Origin of the sequence: Paenibacillus sp. UMB4589-SE434, from assembly GCF_030226685.1 — a bacterium.
Classification (GTDB): domain Bacteria; phylum Bacillota; class Bacilli; order Paenibacillales; family Paenibacillaceae; genus Paenibacillus_B.
Genome location: NZ_JASOYK010000001.1, coordinates 2,337,604 through 2,356,473, shown reverse-complemented (window position 1 = coordinate 2,356,473; position 18,870 = coordinate 2,337,604). Strand labels below are relative to the sequence as shown.

General features: G+C 44.3%; 18 protein-coding genes. 16 read left to right on the top strand and 2 right to left on the bottom strand.

Annotated elements, in window-relative coordinates; genetic code table 11:
- Window positions 1–30: 30 nt before the first annotated feature.
- The 8 genes from aspS (at window position 31) to QP775_RS09855 (ending at window position 8,007) form a co-directional block, all read left to right on the top strand.
- On the top strand, window positions 31–1,818 hold the full coding sequence (gene aspS / locus QP775_RS09890) for an aspartate--tRNA ligase (RefSeq protein WP_239333105.1): 1,788 nt from the start codon (window positions 31–33) through the stop codon (window positions 1,816–1,818).
- A gap of 115 nt (window positions 1,819–1,933) precedes the next feature.
- Complete coding sequence (locus QP775_RS09885; RefSeq protein WP_285105543.1) at window positions 1,934–2,686, top strand: tRNA threonylcarbamoyladenosine dehydratase; 753 nt, start codon at window positions 1,934–1,936, stop codon at window positions 2,684–2,686.
- 327 nt (window positions 2,687–3,013) lie between these two features.
- Window positions 3,014–4,327, top strand: a complete 1,314-nt coding sequence (locus QP775_RS09880; protein WP_285105541.1) for a replication-associated recombination protein A — start codon at window positions 3,014–3,016, stop codon at window positions 4,325–4,327.
- A 70-nt stretch (window positions 4,328–4,397) separates the two neighbouring features.
- Window positions 4,398–4,820, top strand: coding sequence for a fluoride efflux transporter CrcB (crcB, locus tag QP775_RS09875; protein WP_239332985.1), 423 nt, complete (start codon window positions 4,398–4,400; stop codon window positions 4,818–4,820).
- Window positions 4,817–5,185, top strand: a complete 369-nt coding sequence (gene crcB, locus QP775_RS09870) for a fluoride efflux transporter CrcB (RefSeq protein ID WP_285105539.1) — start codon at window positions 4,817–4,819, stop codon at window positions 5,183–5,185. The genes crcB (QP775_RS09875) and crcB (QP775_RS09870) overlap by 4 nt, the downstream gene beginning before the upstream one ends.
- A 112-nt stretch (window positions 5,186–5,297) precedes the next feature.
- Window positions 5,298–5,846, top strand: a complete 549-nt coding sequence (locus QP775_RS09865) for a PCYCGC motif-containing (lipo)protein (RefSeq protein ID WP_285105537.1) — start codon at window positions 5,298–5,300, stop codon at window positions 5,844–5,846.
- Window positions 5,847–6,125: 279 nt separating this feature from the next.
- Window positions 6,126–6,440 carry an ArsR/SmtB family transcription factor gene (locus tag QP775_RS09860; protein WP_239332971.1) on the top strand — a complete coding sequence of 105 codons (315 nt, stop codon included), beginning with the start codon at window positions 6,126–6,128 and terminating at the stop codon, window positions 6,438–6,440.
- A 235-nt stretch (window positions 6,441–6,675) separates the two neighbouring features.
- Complete coding sequence (locus QP775_RS09855) at window positions 6,676–8,007, top strand: hemolysin family protein (protein WP_285105534.1); 1,332 nt, start codon at window positions 6,676–6,678, stop codon at window positions 8,005–8,007.
- Between the two features lie 88 nt (window positions 8,008–8,095).
- Here QP775_RS09855 and mnmA read toward each other — a convergent pair whose 3' ends face one another.
- Window positions 8,096–9,211 (bottom strand): tRNA 2-thiouridine(34) synthase MnmA, encoded by a 1,116-nt coding sequence (gene mnmA / locus QP775_RS09850; RefSeq protein ID WP_285105532.1) that lies wholly within the window; start codon window positions 9,209–9,211, stop codon window positions 8,096–8,098.
- A gap of 208 nt (window positions 9,212–9,419) precedes the next feature.
- On the opposite strand from mnmA, the gene cymR reads away from it, so the two are divergent.
- The 7 genes from cymR to QP775_RS09815 all read left to right on the top strand — a co-directional run bounded on the left by cymR (window position 9,420) and on the right by QP775_RS09815 (window position 15,633).
- Entirely contained in the window at window positions 9,420–9,839 is a 420-nt protein-coding gene (gene cymR, locus QP775_RS09845; RefSeq protein WP_028544799.1) for a cysteine metabolism transcriptional regulator CymR, read from the top strand.
- 44 nt (window positions 9,840–9,883) lie between these two features.
- The gene (locus tag QP775_RS09840; RefSeq protein ID WP_285105529.1) at window positions 9,884–11,056 is read left to right on the top strand and encodes a cysteine desulfurase family protein; all 1,173 of its coding nucleotides are present in this window, start codon (window positions 9,884–9,886) and stop codon (window positions 11,054–11,056) included.
- A 67-nt stretch (window positions 11,057–11,123) separates the two neighbouring features.
- Window positions 11,124–11,636: a PRC-barrel domain-containing protein gene (locus QP775_RS09835; protein ID WP_285105527.1), complete on the top strand. Its 513-nt coding sequence runs from the start codon at window positions 11,124–11,126 to the stop codon at window positions 11,634–11,636.
- 52 nt (window positions 11,637–11,688) lie between these two features.
- Window positions 11,689–11,904, top strand: a complete 216-nt coding sequence (locus QP775_RS09830) for a hypothetical protein (protein ID WP_239333103.1) — start codon at window positions 11,689–11,691, stop codon at window positions 11,902–11,904.
- A gap of 276 nt (window positions 11,905–12,180) precedes the next feature.
- Window positions 12,181–14,031, top strand: coding sequence for an anaerobic ribonucleoside triphosphate reductase (locus tag QP775_RS09825; protein WP_285105791.1), 1,851 nt, complete (start codon window positions 12,181–12,183; stop codon window positions 14,029–14,031).
- Window positions 14,028–14,510 (top strand): anaerobic ribonucleoside-triphosphate reductase activating protein, encoded by a 483-nt coding sequence (gene nrdG / locus QP775_RS09820; protein ID WP_285105525.1) that lies wholly within the window; start codon window positions 14,028–14,030, stop codon window positions 14,508–14,510. Before QP775_RS09825 ends, nrdG begins: the two co-directional genes overlap by 4 nt.
- A gap of 52 nt (window positions 14,511–14,562) precedes the next feature.
- On the top strand, window positions 14,563–15,633 hold the full coding sequence (locus QP775_RS09815; protein WP_239333099.1) for an AI-2E family transporter: 1,071 nt from the start codon (window positions 14,563–14,565) through the stop codon (window positions 15,631–15,633).
- Between the two features lie 770 nt (window positions 15,634–16,403).
- Here the strand turns inward: QP775_RS09815 and QP775_RS09810 are convergent.
- Window positions 16,404–17,258, bottom strand: a complete 855-nt coding sequence (locus QP775_RS09810) for a transposase (protein ID WP_285105521.1) — start codon at window positions 17,256–17,258, stop codon at window positions 16,404–16,406.
- Window positions 17,259–17,735: 477 nt separating this feature from the next.
- Here QP775_RS09810 and QP775_RS09805 point away from each other — a divergent pair, with 477 nt between their 5' ends.
- Window positions 17,736–18,434 (top strand): class I SAM-dependent methyltransferase, encoded by a 699-nt coding sequence (locus QP775_RS09805; RefSeq protein ID WP_285105519.1) that lies wholly within the window; start codon window positions 17,736–17,738, stop codon window positions 18,432–18,434.
- Window positions 18,435–18,870 lie beyond the last annotated feature (436 nt).

The following is an 18,870-nucleotide window of genomic DNA, read 5'->3' as shown; positions in this document are numbered from 1 at the left end:
TCTAATAGAAGATGGGGAGTGCCTTTTATGATGTACAAGACGCATCACTGTGGAAAGCTTACAACGGCCAATATTGGTGAAACGGTGACATTAAATGGTTGGGTACAACGACGCCGTGACTTGGGTGGAGTATTGTTCGTTGACCTGCGTGACCGCAGTGGACTTATGCAAGCCGTATTTAATCCGGAGTTCTCGCAAGCAGCACATGACATAGCGGATCGTGTGCGCAACGAGTACGTAATTGCTGTACGCGGTACAGTAGTCGAACGTGATGCGGAGACGGTTAACCCGAATTTGCCTACAGGCCAGATCGAAGTTCGTGTGACTGAGATTGATGTGCTGAACGCAGCAAAAAACCCTCCATTCTTCATTGAGGATGGTATTGAGATTGACGAAACTCTTCGTCTTAAGTACCGTTATCTGGACCTTCGTCGTCCAGAGATGCAGCAAACATTGATGATGCGTTCTAAAGCAGCCAAAGTGTTCCGTGATTATCTGGACAACAACGAGTTCATCGAGGTGGAAACGCCTATTTTGGTAAATAGCACGCCGGAAGGTGCTCGTGATTATCTTGTGCCTAGCCGTGTGCATCCAGGTGAATTTTATGCGTTGCCGCAATCGCCGCAAATCTTTAAGCAATTGCTCATGGTATCCGGTATGGAGCGTTATTATCAAATTGCACGTTGTTTCCGTGACGAAGATTTGCGCGCTGACAGACAGCCTGAATTTACCCAAGTCGATATCGAGACATCCTTCGTATCTCAAGAGGATTTGTTTGGTATGATGGAAGAGCTAATGGTTCGATTGTTCCAAGAAACAAAAGGAATCGAGCTCCCTACACCGTTCCAACGCATCACTTACCAGGATGCAATGAACAAGTATGGTTCTGACAAGCCAGATCTTCGCTTTGGTCTGGAACTAGTTGACGTATGTGATATTGTATCTTCCTCTGGAGTTAAAGTATTTGCATCGGTCATCGAAAAGGGTGGCGTCGTAAAATGCTTAAATGCAAAAGGCTGTGGCACGTGGAGCCGTAAAGAGATCGACGATCTTGCACCATTCGCTGCACGTTACGGAGCTAAAGGATTGGCATGGATTCAAGTGAAGGATGGCGAGTTTAAAGGACCGATCGTGAAATTCTTCAACGAGGAAGAAATTGCGGCTCTGCGTGATCGTCTCGGAGCTGAAGAAGGCGATCTTCTGTTGTTCTCGGCAGACACGAAGAAAGTTGTGGCTGATGTACTCGGCAATCTGCGTTTACTCGTTGGACGCCGCTTGAACCTGATTAACGATAATGAATATAAGTTTGCATGGGTGGTTGACTTCCCATTGCTTGGATATGATGAAGAAGCAAAACGTTATGTAGCGGAGCACCATCCGTTCACACGCCCGAAAGACGAGGATCTGGCATTGTTCGATACGGATCCTGGTCAGATCCGTGCACAAGCCTACGACATCGTGCTTAACGGCTACGAAGTAGGCGGAGGTTCCATGCGTATTTACAAGCGTGAAGTACAGGAGAAGATGTTCAACGCACTTGGATTCTCCCCTGAAGAAGCACAAGAGAAATTCGGCTTCCTGTTAAACGCATTTGAATACGGCACGCCTCCGCATGGCGGGATCGCATTTGGCTTCGACAGACTTGTGATGCTGCTTGCAGGCAGCACCAACTTGCGCGAAACGATTGCATTCCCTAAAACAGCAAGTGCAACAGACCTGATGGTTGGCGCGCCGAATCTGGTGGATACAGCTCAACTGGATCAACTGCACATTAAAACGAAGAAAAAAGAAAAGAAAGAAGAAAAGCAAGGCGAATAAGCCGAAGACTTTCTTCACTTTCAAAGGTAATTGCATCCCTCGTCTCAGCCAGCTGGCTTTGGGGCGAGGGTGTTTTATGGTTATACAAAGTAGCTATCTATGAAGGAGGCACCTTATGCTCAATCAATTTTCTAGAACAGAGCTTGCCATTGGGCCAGAAGGCATGGAGTTGATGAAGAAGAGTACAGTTGCTGTGCTTGGCATTGGAGGAGTGGGCTCGATTGCTGCCGAGGCGCTGGCAAGAACAGGAGTCGGACGAATCATTTTGATCGATAAGGACGTTGTTGACATTACAAATGTGAACCGTCAGATTCATGCCTTAATCACAACGGTAGGCCAGGAGAAAACAGAATTGATGAAAGAGCGAATCAAGCTCATCAATCCTGAGTGTGATGCTATTACACTGAATATGTTTTACACAGAGGAGACGTATGAAGAGCTGTTCAAATATGAGCTTGATTATGTACTGGATGCATCAGATACCGTCTCTTATAAGATTCATCTTATCAAAGAGTGTCTAAAGCGAGGCATCCCGATGATATCCAGTATGGGAGCAGCTAATAAGATGGACCCAACTCGCTTTCAGGTCGCTGATATTTCTAAGACTACTGTAGATCCGATTGCCCGTGTAATTCGACAGAAACTGCGCAAGCAAGGGATCAAAAAAGGTGTTAAAGTGGTGTTCTCCACTGAGGAGCCAATGAAGCCGCGTGTAGATGTAACCGAGAAGATTGTGCCAGAGAATGCACCAGATCGGCGTAAAGCACAGCAGCCTCCTGCGAGTAACGCATTTGTTCCACCTGTAGTGGGACTCATTATGGTTAGTGTAGCAGTGAAGGATCTGTTAAAGCAGTTGGAGCAGAAATAGAGATCTAGTTAGTCATAATATATAATAATTAGCTGCTAAACCTGATGGTTTGGGCAGCTTTTTTTGATAAGAAAAAGAACGTACGTTCTTGGTGGATATGCAGGTTGTATATACGTATGGTAAAATGATTGAAATAATAAAAAGATAATTGAAACGCCAAAAGAAGTATGACGTTACGTTATCTTTATAAATGACAAGACATGATGATAAGATGACAAATAAGAGCAATTGAATGTCGTTCACGAGGACATGCTGGATGTAGCTAACTAGGGGTGTCAGCTAGAATAGAGTAAAGAAAGTTCGAATCAACTAGAGTGGTGATAAGAAATGGATTTATTTTCGTATCAATCGGATCAAGGGCCTGAGATGAGGCTGCTCGCTGATCGCATACGTCCGCGTACGCTGGATGAATATGTGGGACAGGAACATATTGTGGGTCCGCAGCGTCTATTAAGGAGGGCGATAGAGTCTGACCGTGTATCCTCGATTTTGCTGTACGGACCACCTGGATGCGGCAAGACTACGCTTGCCAATATTATTGCGGAGCGCACGCAAGGGGAATTCGTACGGCTAAATGCGGTGGATGCGTCCGTTAAGGATGTTCGGGCTGTCATTGAGCAAGCGGAGAACCGCAAAAATATGTACGCTGCTAAGACGATCTTGTTCTTGGATGAGGTTCATCGTTTTAACAAGTCACAGCAGGATGCTCTGCTGCCTGCGGTTGAGAAAGGCACGATTATTTTTATCGGCGCAACTACTGAGAATCCATTCCATCATGTGAATGGAGCATTAATTAGCCGCTCGACCTTATTTCAGTTAAAGGCATTGACGTCAGAACATTGCCTGATTGCTATGCAGCGTGCGATGGTCGACAAGGAGCGCGGACTGGGTTTTATGCCGCTTGAAGTGAATGAGGATGCGCTCCAGCATATAGCCGAGATGGCAAATGGTGATATCCGACGTGCGCTTAATGCGCTGGAGCTTGCTGCGATGACCACCATGCCGCAGTCGGACGGCAGGGTAATCGTCACCATGGCAGAAGCAGAAGAATCTGTTCGCAGACCAATCGTTCGTGCAGATGAATCGACCCAATACGACGTATTATCCGCCTTTCATAAGAGTATCCGTGGATCAAGTGACGCAGCGCTGTTCTGGTTTTTTTATGCCGTAGATAAGCTTGGGATGGATCCCATGACGTTTATACGCCGTCTAACTGTTGCTTGCAGTGAAGATATTGGCTTGGCGAATCCGCAAGCAATGGTACAGGCAGTCAGTGCGCTTGAAGCGTATCATCGCATCGGATGGCCGGAATCGCAATACATTATTGCCCAGGCAATTTTATTTGCGGTAGAGAGTCCGAAGTCTAATTCGATACCGATGGCCATTCAACGGGCGATGCAGGCGATGGATGATATTCGATCTGCTGAAGTGCCGCTCCATCTGAGGGATACGCATTACAAAGGTGCGGACAAGTTGGGGCATAAGGGCTACCAGTATCCTCATGATTATCCTGGCCATTATGTAACGCAGCAGTATTTGCCGGATACTATCCAGAACCGGGTATTCTTTATGGCAAGTGAGCAGGGCATGGAAGCGAAAATGAAGGTTAATCAGGAGCTTCGTAGGCAGAAGGGGCGTTAATATTGCCCTTGTCCCGAACATCTTATGCAGCAACAAGTATCAATTTTTCATGCGGAGAGGTAGAGTGGTGATGTCAAGCAGTTGTTGGAATCCAAGGAATGGACTCGCCGTAGCGATCGGAGGAATTATTGGCGCCAACATCAGATATGGATGCAGTCTAATCTTTCCGTTTGACATCGTAGGCGGCTTCCCAATGGCTACGCTTTTCGTTAATATAGCGGGCGCCTGTTTCTTAGGCTGGCTGACTTCATTTGTAGCGACTAGGGTGAACTGCTCACCCTTATGGAAGTTGACATTTGGCACGGGTATGGCTGGGGCGTTGACGACCTACTCTACATTTGCCATGGAAACGGTTCAATTGTTGGAAGTCAATCGGGTTGGAACTGCATTAAGTTATCAACTTCTTAGCCTTGTGGGAGGTCTCGTAAGCGCATACGCTGGTTATAAGCTTGGACAGCGACCTACACGAACTGAGAGGGGCATCTCGCAATGAATATCTGGTTAGTCAGTTTTGGGGGAGCTGTTGGTGCGTGGTTAAGGTATGTTATCACTGGTGTGATGGCCAAGCATTCCACATCTTTTCCATGGGGTACATGGGTTATTAATTTGGCGGGATCGATGCTGCTCGGAATTTTGGCTGGGCTTCATCAGACGATGCCTGATTATATCTATGCATGGTTAGGGATTGGATTTTGTGGTGCATTTACAACTTTTTCTACGTTTACGATTGAGTCATGGCTGCTTATTCAGCAGCGGCGTATCAAAACGGCGCTTACTTACATAGGTAGTACCGCATTGTTTAATTTAGCGGCAGCCGTAATTGGGCTATATGTGATCCGTTTAATATTACAGGGATAAGGGTAATAATGATTCGGAAATATGATTTGTTATCCTTCTCAATAAAGTAAGTGATTCCGAATGACTAGTAATGGTATACATGTTAAAGGTGAGCAGAGGGGACTGTGATAACATGTTACATGCAAAAGAAAGCGGAATGGCAAGCGAGCGCCGACGTAGTATATGGCTGGTGAAAGCTGCTGCACTTATCATTATGATGCTGTTAACTGCATGCGGCGCTACAACAGTAAGTGACGAGCAAGGAGCAGCGCATCATTCAAAGCAGGATCATTTGTTGCCAAATGGGGATTTGCGCCAATGGACCTCATCTGTGAATGAATCGCCTCCATTCCTGAAGGATGGAGAAGAGGAGCTTCGACTTGTATATAAGCTTGCTGCTGAAAACGCACAATTATTGCAATGGATGCCTTGTTATTGTGGCTGTGGGGACAGCTCAAATCATCGAAGCAATTTGGATTGCTTCGTACATGAGAGGCTGGAGGATGGCAGTATTCAATGGGATGATCACGGGACACGATGCGGTGTATGTCTTCAGATCGCTGTGGAGGCGGTAAAGCTGGAGCAAGAGGGGAACTCGCTTGATGCCGTACGGAAAATAATAGATGATAAATATCGTGAAGGATATGCAGCGCCGACACCAACACCAATGCCGACAATTTAGATTCGGCAGGTGTGTAACTGGAGGCGATTAGTAATCCCAATCCGATTCTGTCCTGCAAGCAATCAGGTGAGACTTTTTTCCTGATGAAGGATGTTTATTTTTCGGGCCAATGTTGCATCCTACTTGAATAAATCCTCCCCTCATATGTGGTTATGTTCAGACGGTGGAGGACAAGCTAAGGGGGAAGCATGTACGTAAGGAGCATACTCGTTACGAACCACTGTCTCAGCTAAGCATAGTGACAAGGCGTATGGAATGTACGATAAGGAGTCGGATGCAATGGATGTATTAGAAGGAAAAGAGTGGGAACCGGATGTGCTGGAACGTGTGTCCCAGACATTTAAAGCTTTAGGAGACCCGACACGAATTCGAATTTTGACATTGTTGGCGCGGGAGGAATGTGCGGTCAATCAGATCGCAGATGCGCTCCAGCTATCGCAATCGGCTGTGTCCCATCAGTTAAAAACGCTGCGTGCATACAGATTTGTGCGTTATCGCCGTGAGGGACAAAATATGCTGTATTCCTGCGATGATGCCCACATTATAGGCCTCCTGAATGAAGCGGTTCGCTACGCTTCCAGCGAGCAATCATAATTCGTATATTTTAGGCATCACCCATGGTGATAGGACGATGACGTGCTGGAATATATATAATGTCAATCCCCGATACCGGAGGTGCTGCCGCCTGCGAAGAGCGATTTCCTAGGCTAGGATTTGACGGTTATGTAAGAAGGTATATAATGATTATTAAGCGTCATTCTTTTTAAGTTTAAATTGAACAATGGGGAGGTGTACCTGTCCGCTTTATGGGAGGCGGATAGGGATTCTATTGGATAGTGATCCGTTACCGATAGTATGGGGATTGTTGTTAGTCATTTTGCTGGTGTTTTTGAATGGGTTCTTTGTGGCGGCAGAGTTTGCCATGGTTAAAGTACGAGGCAGTCGGATTGACACACTCGTACAGGAAGGGAACGCCAAAGCCAAATTCGCGAGGAATTTGACCAACAACTTAGATGCTTATTTATCGGCATGTCAGCTAGGTATTACATTAGCATCGCTTGGCCTAGGTTGGATTGGAGAGTCTACGATTGCTCAACTGCTCCATGATCCATTGGCGGCACTTGGGGCTGGACCAGCTCTTATTCATACGATTGCAACAGTTGTAGCTTTTATCGTGATTACGATGATGCATATTGTATTAGGTGAGTTAGCACCTAAGACAGTAGCGATTCGTAAGGCGGAAAGTGTTACATTACTGACAGCAATGCCTTTAATGGCTTTTCATAAGGTGATGTATCCGTTTATTTGGCTCCTTAATGGTATGGCGAATACGTTGTTGAAGTGGTTTCGTGTGGAACCAGCCTCTGAACATGATTCGGCTCATACGGAAGAAGAAATTCGGATTCTGATGAAGGAAAGCCATAAGAGTGGTCTAATAGATAATACAGAATTGACATTGATGGACAACATATTTGAATTTTCAGAGACACATGCGCGTGAGATTATGATACCTCGTACAGAGATGGTTTGCCTTTATACGAACGATTCCTTTGCGGATAATAGGCAGACCGCCTATAGTGAGATGCATACCCGTTATCCTGTATGTGATCCCGATAAAGATAACATACTAGGATTTGTGCACATTAAAGATTTGGTCAAGATCAAGACGGACGATGCTGATTTGCGTGATGTACTGCGGCCAATCTTAAGTGTGCCCGAATCGATGTCCATTAGTGCACTTATGAAGATGCTGCAGAAGAACAAGACGCAGATTGCACTGCTGATTGATGAGTATGGAGGTACCGCTGGTCTCGTAACGCTTGAGGACATCATGGAGGAGATCGTGGGCGAGATCCAGGATGAATTCGATGAAGAACTGCCTGAGATCGTGAAGCATGACGACTATTCATTCTCTGTAGATGGAAAAATGCTGATTGAAGAGATTAACGATCATTTTGGCAGTGATATTTCATCAGAAGACTTTGATACAATTGGCGGCTGGGTGTACTCACAAGTTGAGATTCCACCTAAGAAAGGCCAACGCATTGATTATGACAATCAATTGGAATTTATTGTAGAAGAAGCGCAGCAGCTTCGTATTACTCGCTTGCTTGTCCGTAAGTTGACGATGTCTGAAGAATTTCCAGTTGAAGCTTCCTAATAATTATTAATATCATTACACAGCACTCATACACAGTATAAGGGGCCCGCTATCTGGTAGCAGGGCCCCTTTATTTAGTCGTGTAGATTTATTGGTGAATAGCTTGCAGTTTGTGTATCTTATCAATAGTTCCTCCACCGAGACATACTTCCCCGTCGTAGAAGACTACGGCTTGTCCTGGCGTAATTGCACGTTGGTGAGCGTCGAATTGAACGTCCACTTGTCCGTCTGGTAAGTATGTCAAAGTAACGCCTTGATCAGGCTGACGATAACGGAACTTCGCCTTACACCTGATGGAACCTTCCGGGATGTTACCAGCGATCCAATTAACACCTGTTGCTGTCAGGCCTGTAGAATAGAGACTTGGGTGGGCATCGCCTTGGACAACGTACAAGACGTTAGTTGTTAAGTCTTTATCAGCTACGAACCAAGGTTCGCCTGAACCAGAACCGCCGATCCCAAGTCCTTGCCGCTGGCCAAGTGTATAGTACATGAGGCCATCATGTTTGCCTTTAACTTCGCCTGTGCGTATGTCAATCATGTCACCCGGTTGTGCTGGTAGAAATTGACTTAAAAATTGCTTGAAGTTACGCTCGCCGATAAAGCAGACACCCGTGCTGTCTTTCTTTTTGGCAGTTGCTAGCCCAGCTTCTTCTGCTATGCGACGCACTTCAGGCTTCGGCAGGTGACCGATCGGGAACATCGCCCGGGATAATTGCTGCTGACTAAGTGCATTAAGGAAGTAAGTCTGATCTTTGTTATTGTCCACACCGCGAAGCAGCTTAAATTGACCTCCGTCATGCACGACTCTTGCATAGTGCCCTGTAGCGACATAATCTGCACCGAGGTCAAGAGCTGTTTGTAAGAACTCACCAAACTTAATCTCACGATTGCACATTACATCGGGGTTTGGTGTGCGCCCATTTCGGTATTCGTCAAGAAAATAAGTAAATACTTTATCAAAATATTGTTTTTCAAAGTTGACAGTGTAGTAGGGAATGCCAATATGTTCACAGACACGGCGGACATCCTCGGCGTCATCTTCTGCTGTACATTGTCCGAATTCATCCGTGTCATCCCAATTCTTCATAAAGATGCCGACTACGTCATAGCCCTGCTGCTTTAATAGCAAAGCTGTCACTGACGAATCGACACCTCCGGACATACCGACAACGACACGTGTCGAAGCTGGAGTTGTTGTCATCATCATCACCGTTGTACCTTTCTTCGTTGAAAATTACCCTTATTGTAACACATGGCCCTTTTATAGCGAAATATACGAATCTTGTCAAGGTTATCTATGAATAGATAAGGAGAAAATTGTCCATAACGTGGATAGTTGTGATACGATATACAGGGTGGCATATAGGAATACAATGAATTTATGAAAACAAACATTTAGAGGTGCTTATATGAAGATATCTACAAAAGGGCGTTATGGCCTAACAATTATGATGGAGCTCGGACGAAGCTTTGGTGAGGGGCCGACATCCTTAAAAAGCATCGCGGAGAAGAATCAACTGTCCGAACATTATTTAGAGCAGCTTATTGCTCCTTTGCGTAACGCTGGACTTGTTAAAAGTGTTCGTGGCGCATATGGTGGCTATGTATTGTCCCGTGAACCAGAGACGCTAAGCGCTGGTGAAATTATCCGTGTGCTTGAAGGGCCTATCTCTCCGGTTGACTTTACGGAAGAGGATGATCCCGCAAAACGAGATTTATGGATACGTATTAGAGACAGCATCGCATCCGTATTGGACTCTACAACATTACACGATCTTATTCAATACAAGGATGAAGGAAGCCAAGACAGCTATATGTTCTACATCTAATATGGCGTGTAGGGGATCATCCAGAGAAGAGACGAGGGACATATATGGAACGAATCTATATGGACCATGCTGCTACAACTCCGTTGCATCCGGCAGTATGGGAAGTAATGTCTGCCAATATGCAAGCGGTGTACGGCAATCCTTCCAGCATCCATGCATTTGGACGTGAGTCCAAGGCGGTTGTTCAGCAAGCAAGGGATAAGATAGCCGAGGAACTAGGCTGTTTGCCGCAAGAGTTAATATTTACTAGTGGAGGCAGTGAGAGCGATAATACAGCATTATTTGGAGCGATGTGGGCGGCGAAGCAGCGAATGGATAAGCAAGGGCAGTCAGGTATGCCACATCTTGTTACCACTGCAATTGAGCATCATGCTGTTCTCCATGCTGCAGAGCATTTGCAGTCGCTTGGATTTGGAGTCACAATTGTCCAACCTGATGAGTATGGGAGGGTGTCAGCCGCTCAGATAGAACAAGCGATTCAGCCTAACACTTGTCTTATCAGTGTGATGTACGGTAATAACGAGGTTGGAACCCTGCAACCGATTGAAGAGATCGGCCATTTAGCTCGTGAACGTGGCATATTAATGCATACCGACGCAGTTCAAGCCTTGGGTATGATAGATATAAAGCTACAGGAGCTCCCTTTAGACTTGGCAAGCTTTACAGCTCATAAGATAAATGGTCCTAAAGGTGTGGGTGTTTTGTATGCAAGACATGGAAGTGCATGGGAACCGTTAATCTATGGCGGCAATCAAGAGCGTAAGCGTCGAGCTGGAACGGAGAATATAGCGGGTATTGTCGGATTCTGCGAAGCATTAATGCAGGCATCACAACATCGTGAAGCAAAGTTGCAGCAAATACATGAAGTAAGATCTATACTGTTGGAAGGACTGCAGCGTGAATTAGGTGAACGGGTGGTTGTGAATGGACACCCTGACGTCAGGCTTCCGCATATTTTAAATGTGAGCTTCTTGGATATACCTACTGAAAAGCTGCTCATGAATTTAGATATGCTTGGTGTTATGGCGGCAAGTGGTTCTGCCTGTACTTCAGGTTCATTGGAAGTATCACATGTGCTACGTGCCATGCAACTTTCGGAGGAAAGACAACAGACTGCTGTTCGATTTAGTTTCGGATTGGGCAATACTATCAATGAAGCGCAGGAAGTTGTCACACGAATTGCAACCATCGTTCACCGTGTCCGTAATAGACAGTAGGGTCTGAGACGAACGGGAAAGAGAACCGAGAGCGATGCAGTGCCTGACGCTCGAAGGAGGCTCTTTCATGAAAGTGCTTGAATTGATAGGACTACCTGTTTATGACATCGCCACAGGCAAGCGTGTATCGAAGATCAAAGATGTTTGGATTACAGATGAATGGCTCATGACACATGTGGAACTAGAAGAACCTACGCGTTTTACACGTGTTAGACACATTATTCCTTGGCATGACATCAAGGCATGCGGTGAAGACGCGATTATGATTGAGAATAGTCTTGCGGTCCGCGAAGCGGAAGCTGTCCATATAGAACGGGCACGCGCTTTTCTTACGGGTCCAGAACGGGTTAAAGATTTACCGGTCGTAACACAAGAAGGAAATCAACTTGGATGGGTAGCAGATGTTTATTTTCAGCCAAATTTGGGCAATACAATAACAGGACTGGAAATTTCAGACGGATTGCTTGCAGACCTGCTTGAAGGCAGACGGCAGTTGGACGAGGCAAACCGTCATATGCGATTAGGACAAGACACAGTTGTAGTGTCTGATCTGGTTAACCCCACAGGAAGTCACCTTTAAGGTTACTTGGATCGGTATATCAAATCTGTTAATGGACGGAATGGTGAATAATATGTTGCGATGCCCGAACTGCAATTCCAAGGATATAGGCAAGATCGGCTCCCATCAATTTTATTGTTGGGGTTGTTTTATTGAATTAACGGTGAACGGTGATAAGATGAATGTGTATCAGGTAGAAGAAGATGGTACATTAAGCTCACTGGATGATTTGTTTTTTGGTGATGAATGGGGTGTTTCTGCTTATCCGGAGACACAGGCATCATCATAAACGGTCACATTATTGTCGATTAATAGTAAGATTGTTTTAGCGTCTATCTGGGGTGTTTTTGCCCGGATAAGGCGCTTTTTTTGTTGTGATGAGGTTTAAAATAAAAGTGTGACATTGCACATATTGTATGTTTTAAATATTATGCATACTATATATTGTGTTTATAACGAAAGGATGGCGAAAAACATGACATTAGCTCCTATTAAAACTTCACATGACAAACAAAGAACCGTACATATACAATCAAATTCCAGACAACGTAATCAGAACATGGCAATGTTTACAGAGACTGAGCTGGATCTTGTATCTTCGATTGATCGTATATTGGAAGGCTCAGACCGAGACTTGATGCAGGAAAATGCAAATGTGGATGGTCGTTCTCCAATGGGGGTTATGGGGAAAATGGCAAGTGAAAGCTCGAGATGGTACGTCATGCAGCATCTTCTGAGTGACGAGACAAAAGAAGCAATCGCAGCCAATCTATTGTATCCCCATGATCTGGATTTTTATTCGACAGGTACAACAACGTGCTGCCAGGTGCCTTTAGGGAAGCTGCTTAAAGGTGGTTTTAATACTGGGCATGGGCATATGCGGGAACCTCAAGACATTAAGAGTGCCTTGGCACTGGCTTCTATCATACTTCAAGCCAATCAGAATCAGCAGCATGGAGGTCAAGCGTATCCTTTATTTGATTACGACCTTGCTCCATACATTATGCGAACACACGTTAGACATATAAAGTATTTAAATACGCTTCCGTTCCAAACGGGGTTTGATATTGATCAGGAGGCGTGGCAGTTAACGGAACGAGATACGTATCAAGCTTGTGAGGCATTTATTCATAACGCCAACTCCATGCATTCTCGTGGTGGCGGGCAAGTTCCTTTTATTTCGATTAATTACGGGACTGATACCAGTCGTGCAGGCAGGATGCTAGTACGGCAACTGCTGCTTGCTACGCAAGCAGGTTTAGGGAGGGGAGAAACGCCGATATTCCCGATTCAAATTTTTAAAGTGAAGTCGGGTGTTAATTTCCAACCGAATGATCCGAACTATGATCTTTATGAGCTTGCATTGGAAACGACAGCTCAGCGCTTATTTCCCAACTTTGCGTTCTTAGACGCGCCGTTTAACGCCCAGTATCAGGATGGTACTCCCGAGAGTGAGGCTTGCTATATGGGATGCCGCACACGTGTGATGGGGAATGTAAATGGTCAAGAAACAGCTATAGGCAGAGGTAACCTTTCTTTTACATCTATTAATCTTGTGCGTATAAGCTTGATGTCGAATAGTATAACTGAATTTATGAATCACTTGGACGAGTTGATTGATATTGCTGAACGACAGCTTTTGGATCGTCTACACTACCAAGGTGAAAAGCTGGCAGAAGACTTTACCTTCTTGATGCAACAAGGGGTGTGGCGAGGAAGTGATGAACTTGCTCCACATGACAAACTTCATGAAATATTAAAACAAGGGACGCTTAGCATTGGTTTTATCGGACTTGCTGAAGCCCTCGTCCATTTAACGGGTAAACATCATGGTGAATCAGAGGAATCACGTCAGTTGGGAATGCGAATTGTTCATCATATGCGTCAACGTATGGATGAGGCTATTCTGCGCACGGGATACAATTTTTCATTGATAGCCACACCTGCTGAAGGTCTGTCTGGGAAATTTACACGTAAAGATCGTCTAGATTACGGTCTAATTCCTGGAATTACAGATCGTGATTATTATACGAACTCGTTTCATGTTCCTGTTTATTATGCAATGAAGGCGTATGACAAGATCGCTATTGAAGGGCCTTTTCACGAGTTGTGTAATGCAGGCCATATCACTTACGTTGAACTCGACGGAAGTGCACGTGCAAATCCGAAAGCCTTAGATAAGCTGGTACGAGCAATGGCTGAAAACGGTGTAGGGTATGGTTCAATTAACCACCCAATTGACCGTTGCCGATCCTGTGGTCATCAAGCCATCATTGAAATGGATTGCCCAGTATGTGGTGCGCCAGATTATGATATTGAACGAATACGCCGTATTACTGGGTATTTGGTTGGAGATATGAATAAATGGAATTCTGCCAAACGTGCTGAGGAATCGGAGCGGGTGAAGCACAGATGAGCTTATATGTGATGAATATTATTCATGACAGTGTCGTGGACGGAGAAGGATTAAGGTCTGTAGTATTTTTTAGTGGCTGTCCCCACCAATGTCTAGGATGTCATAATCCTCAATCATGGGCCTTAAGGGGAGGGACCCCGATGTCTGTTGACGAAATAGCCGATGAATTACTTTCTAACCCTATTACAGACGTAACTTTATCTGGAGGAGAGCCGTTTGTACAGGCGAAGGAAGTGAAGCTGTTGGCACGGAAGCTGCGGGCGGCAGGTAAGCATATTTGGGCGTATACGGGGTATACCCTTGAACAGCTGCAAGTATCAAGCCGTGATAAAATTGAATTGCTTCGTGAGATTGATGTGCTTGTGGATGGCCCGTTTGAACTTGAGAATAAGCGGCCAGGACTTATGTATAGAGGCAGCGACAACCAACGCATCTGGCAGATGAAGAATGGGGAACCAATCGGGTTAATTTTTCCCTAGTCTACATATACTCTACTGTATGAGCATGTCCGAAGCGGGGTGTGAAAGCGCAGTGGAGCGATTATGGAAAAATAAATTGTTTGTCAGCGGTATATATGTGCTGCTTGGTCTTATCATCTTATATATGCTCTATTTGTTAAGACCAATGATCGGGGAAGTTTATGACTTTCTGAAGGCGATACTTGCGCCTTTCTTTCTGGCGATGATTATAGCATATGTGTTAAATCCGGTTGTTACACTGTTAAATGAACGCAAAGTGCCACGTACGATGGCTGTACTGCTTATATATGCGGTGTTTATTATTTCAGTGACCGTTATTCTCATGAATGTTATTCCGATGCTGTTGAAGCAGCTGGAAGAATTAAATACCCAGATGCCTCATATTAATGCCAAGGCTGAAAACTTAATGAACGGCTTGAATCGTTCATCGCTTCTTCCACCGTCCGTGCGTTCGGGAGTTAACACTTGGATGTACGCACTGGAGGAGAGATTGGCTAAGGGGATATCTGAATTTATGGATAACATTGGCGCTACGCTAAACATGCTTTTTATAGCGCTGATTGTACCTTTCCTAATTTTTTATATATTAAAGGATTTTGATGTGTTTGAGCGAACAGTTATCGCTTATGTACCAAAAAGCCATCGGAAGCACATGGTAATGATGTTTAAGGATATTGATACAGCGCTTGGAAACTATATACGAGGACAATTTATCGTATGTGTCATTATTGGTGTGCTAGCATATATCGGTTATCTGATTATAGGAATGCCGTACGCTCTGCTGTTGGCGCTATTTGTTGCGATATTTAACATTATTCCATATTTAGGGCCATATTTTGGCGCTGCTCCAGCGCTAATTGCGGCATCCACGATATCTATCAAGATGATGATTATGGTTGCTGTTGTAAACACCATATGTCAAATCCTTGAAGGCAATATTATTTCACCACAGGTTGTTGGACGTACACTGCATATGCACCCATTGGCTATTATATTTGCGTTGCTGGTGGGGGGTGAGGTAGCGGGAGTAGCAGGATTAATATTGGCGGTTCCGTTCTTTGCTGCTTTGAAGGTAGTGCTCCAACATGTGTTTACTTATTATGTGAGGCGAAAGACGACATAGAGTTATGGAAGAAGCTCTGATGATTACAATCAGGGCTTTTTCTGTTGTGATCTTCATAAGGGCAACAAGTTATTTACTAGGATTGGATACCCGAATTGTATTCTTTCGTGCATTTTCCAGATAGAAGTGTTTCGTTTAGTGTTCTTAGTTCCACTATCCCAGTTGCTCAGGAATTTATTGACGGCTTCACTTCTAGATCAGGGAGTATATCTATGACAGCGAATGCTACAATAGAGCTATAAAATGATGTTCTAACCAAGGTAAACACAAATTGAACTAACAGAACTGCACTAACAAAGCTGAACCAGCAGAGTTGAGGTACAGAGTTGAACTAGCAGAACTGCACTAACAAAGCTGAACCAGCAGAGTTGAGGTACAGAGTTGAACTAACAGAACTGCACTAACAAAGCTGAATCAACAGAGTTGAACTAGCAGAACTGCTCTACCAAAACTGCTCTACCAAAACTGCTCTATCAGAACTGAGCTAAATGAACTGAACTAACAGAACTGAACGAACTGAGCTAAAAGAGCTGAACTAACAGAACAGATCAAACAAATCTGAATGAAAATTGATCCAACAGGGTCGAATCATACAACAACTGATCAAACAAAATTGAATGAACTAAGTTACTCAAAAGAACTGCTGACAGAACTGCTTATAGGAGTTACTCTAACCACGGATCCAACAGAGAATATCTGAAAACGTGTAAGCACAAAACTAACTGTTCGGGCTAGCTATAGATTATATTGAAATGCTGTTAAAATCTGACTTAATAAACTTGGCAACACAGATTAGAAAGGTGTCTCCAGGTGGAAATATTCTGAGCTTCGATGTTCAAACGGTAGCAATACTCATCTAGGTACATTTGCAGATGTAATACACCAACACCATGAAAAGTGTTGTTAAGCCAAGTTGACATCTGCTTAGCTAAGTTCTGAATGGGAACGGCTTGAGCGCGCTGATCGTAAGATGTAAATGGAATCAATCGGCTCTTATTGGGTGAAGAGTGCTGAGTGTTGAACTGCTCATAAGCAAAGGGCTGTAACCGCCTCCCTGTGATCAATTCGCGATACACTAACTTCATTTTGACCAGGCGGCTATGCTGATCTGATGGATGACTGATGGCAGTAATAAAGGGATGCTGCTCAGAGGAAATGGTAGTGCTGGATAAATACCGATGTGAATGGCCATATAAGGTGAGCGCAGCATCTATGTGTCCGTCCAGAGTAGATTGGGCGTCATAATTGGAAATCACACGTCTAATCTTGTGTAATATAGACCACGCGGTTTTGTAAGTCACTTGGATGAGTGAGCTTAACTGTACAGCATTAATGCCTTTATCGTTGCGGGAAACGAACCAGATAGCAGTAAACCACTTGCGCAAGGTTGTTCTGCTGCGCTCCATAACTGTTGATACGGTGAGAGAAGTCTGATGAGAACATAATTGACATTCATAAAGAGGGATTCGCCGCGAGCGAATGGTGTAACAACGTGTATGCTGACAATTCGGACAAGAATAACCATCAGGCCATTTCTGATGAAATAAGTACTGAATGCAAGTATCTTCACTATGAAAGTGCTGCTGGAAATGCTCTAATGAAGCATATGTATGGAGTGCCTTCAACTGAATGCCGCCTCCTTGCCAAATAAAGAAATAATAACAGGAACTAGTGTTCTCTTTTATTATAGAGAACATACGTTCTTTTGTCCAGTGATAAGTTAGATTATTCCTAATAAGATGTCTTGCCAATCAACTCTCCAATAACAGGCACTGTTTGGTGGGGAAACAGAACATGCCCGATGGAATCTTTAATGATGAAAACAGAGTGTATAAGTCTTAGTGGGATTTTCTGAGTCAACGGGATAGTGCTGCTAAGGAATACAAAAGAGAAGGTCTGTTGATGTTGAGAAGAAATAAAATATACATTTTGCACAATACTTGTACTAATACATATATACATAATACCTAATAAGTAAATAATGATACTGATATATAAAACATCAATAGTAATTATTTTATATTCATCACTTGACCTTTACGCAGCGTAAACCTTTATGCTCATTATGTTCAAACCGTGATCATGATGAGGGGGAAGAGGAAGTGGCAGAGCATGATTATATTTATAAATTTGATGCAACTCAATATGACGAAATGATTTCTAAGCAGCCAGAGGTAGGTTCGTTTATTCGTGAAATTAGATCATATGCAGGTCTTGATGTGATTGATGTAGGAGCAGGTACAGGAAGATTGACGACGGTGTTGGCACCTGAAGCGAAGTCAATTGTGGCGCTTGATGCTTCTGAAGCCATGCTGCAAATTACATCAGCTAAACTGAGCGAATCAGGATTGTCCAACTGGCGTGTTGTACAATCGGATTACTTATCGATCCCACTTGAGGCTAATAGCGCTGATCTTGTCGTAGCAGGTTGGAGTCTATGTTATATTGTGAATTCTAGCTGTTTAACGAGTCCTTGGGAGGACAGCCTGCAGCAGGTGATGAAAGAACTAAGGCGTGTCGTGCGTCCAGGAGGTACGGTAATAATTATGGAAACGATGGGTACAGGCAAAGAAGTACCTTCTCCGCCTACATTTTTGACAGCTTATTATGAGCAGTTAGTAGGGAAGTATGGTTTCTCTCATAAATGGATACGATTAGACTATGAATTTGAGAATGCGGTACAGGCAGAGCAGCTTGTACGATGGTTTTTTGGGGATGCATTGGCAGATGAGATTGCGAAGAAACAATTAAAACAAGTGCCCGAATGCGCGGGCATTTGGTGGTTGACCCTTCCTAATTGACAATACTCATATGCTGTTAAATATATGTATATTGTAATGGCTTACATATGCTGCTAACAACATGGCGTGAAAGTATTCGAAAAGTGCACAGAATATTTGACAAGCTAATGTGATTGGATATACTATTATTTTGAATACAACATGCAAAATCGTTGAAGAAACCGAGTAGGCAGCAGCCCTGAGATCAGAGAGAGGATTCCTAAGCAGTAAATACGTATCAATGCGTATCTAGGCGTGCGAGCAAGTGGAACGTCTTCAACTGCCAGGCTGAGAGAATCCTTGCCATGAAGAGCAGCCGAAGGCTAGTTTCGGAGAGTGAATGGACTTCACCGGGTCGTTCCGTTATTAACGCTGAGGCGATCGCTAATTATTCTCCTGTCAGATTCGATGTGGGGGACCTTACTGCATTGACAGGAAGAGACACACCGTTCATGGT

Bases quoted from the DNA above. Each gene is read 5' to 3' on its own strand.
- QP775_RS09860 (WP_239332971.1), top strand. From the start codon at position 6,126: ATGGATGTATTAGAAGGAAAAGAGTGGGAACCGGATGTGCTGGAACGT.
- QP775_RS09865 (WP_285105537.1), top strand. From the start codon at position 5,298: ATGTTACATGCAAAAGAAAGCGGAATGGCAAGCGAGCGCCGACGTAGT.
- nrdG (WP_285105525.1), top strand. From the start codon at position 14,028: ATGAGCTTATATGTGATGAATATTATTCATGACAGTGTCGTGGACGGA.
- QP775_RS09840 (WP_285105529.1), top strand. From the start codon at position 9,884: ATGGAACGAATCTATATGGACCATGCTGCTACAACTCCGTTGCATCCG.
- cymR (WP_028544799.1), top strand. From the start codon at position 9,420: ATGAAGATATCTACAAAAGGGCGTTATGGCCTAACAATTATGATGGAG.
- mnmA (WP_285105532.1), bottom strand. From the start codon at position 9,211: ATGACAACAACTCCAGCTTCGACACGTGTCGTTGTCGGTATGTCCGGA.
- aspS (WP_239333105.1), top strand. From the start codon at position 31: ATGTACAAGACGCATCACTGTGGAAAGCTTACAACGGCCAATATTGGT.
- crcB (WP_285105539.1), top strand. From the start codon at position 4,817: ATGAATATCTGGTTAGTCAGTTTTGGGGGAGCTGTTGGTGCGTGGTTA.
- crcB (WP_239332985.1), top strand. From the start codon at position 4,398: ATGTCAAGCAGTTGTTGGAATCCAAGGAATGGACTCGCCGTAGCGATC.
- QP775_RS09880 (WP_285105541.1), top strand. From the start codon at position 3,014: ATGGATTTATTTTCGTATCAATCGGATCAAGGGCCTGAGATGAGGCTG.
- QP775_RS09830 (WP_239333103.1), top strand. From the start codon at position 11,689: ATGTTGCGATGCCCGAACTGCAATTCCAAGGATATAGGCAAGATCGGC.
- QP775_RS09825 (WP_285105791.1), top strand. From the start codon at position 12,181: ATGTTTACAGAGACTGAGCTGGATCTTGTATCTTCGATTGATCGTATA.
- QP775_RS09835 (WP_285105527.1), top strand. From the start codon at position 11,124: ATGAAAGTGCTTGAATTGATAGGACTACCTGTTTATGACATCGCCACA.
- QP775_RS09885 (WP_285105543.1), top strand. From the start codon at position 1,934: ATGCTCAATCAATTTTCTAGAACAGAGCTTGCCATTGGGCCAGAAGGC.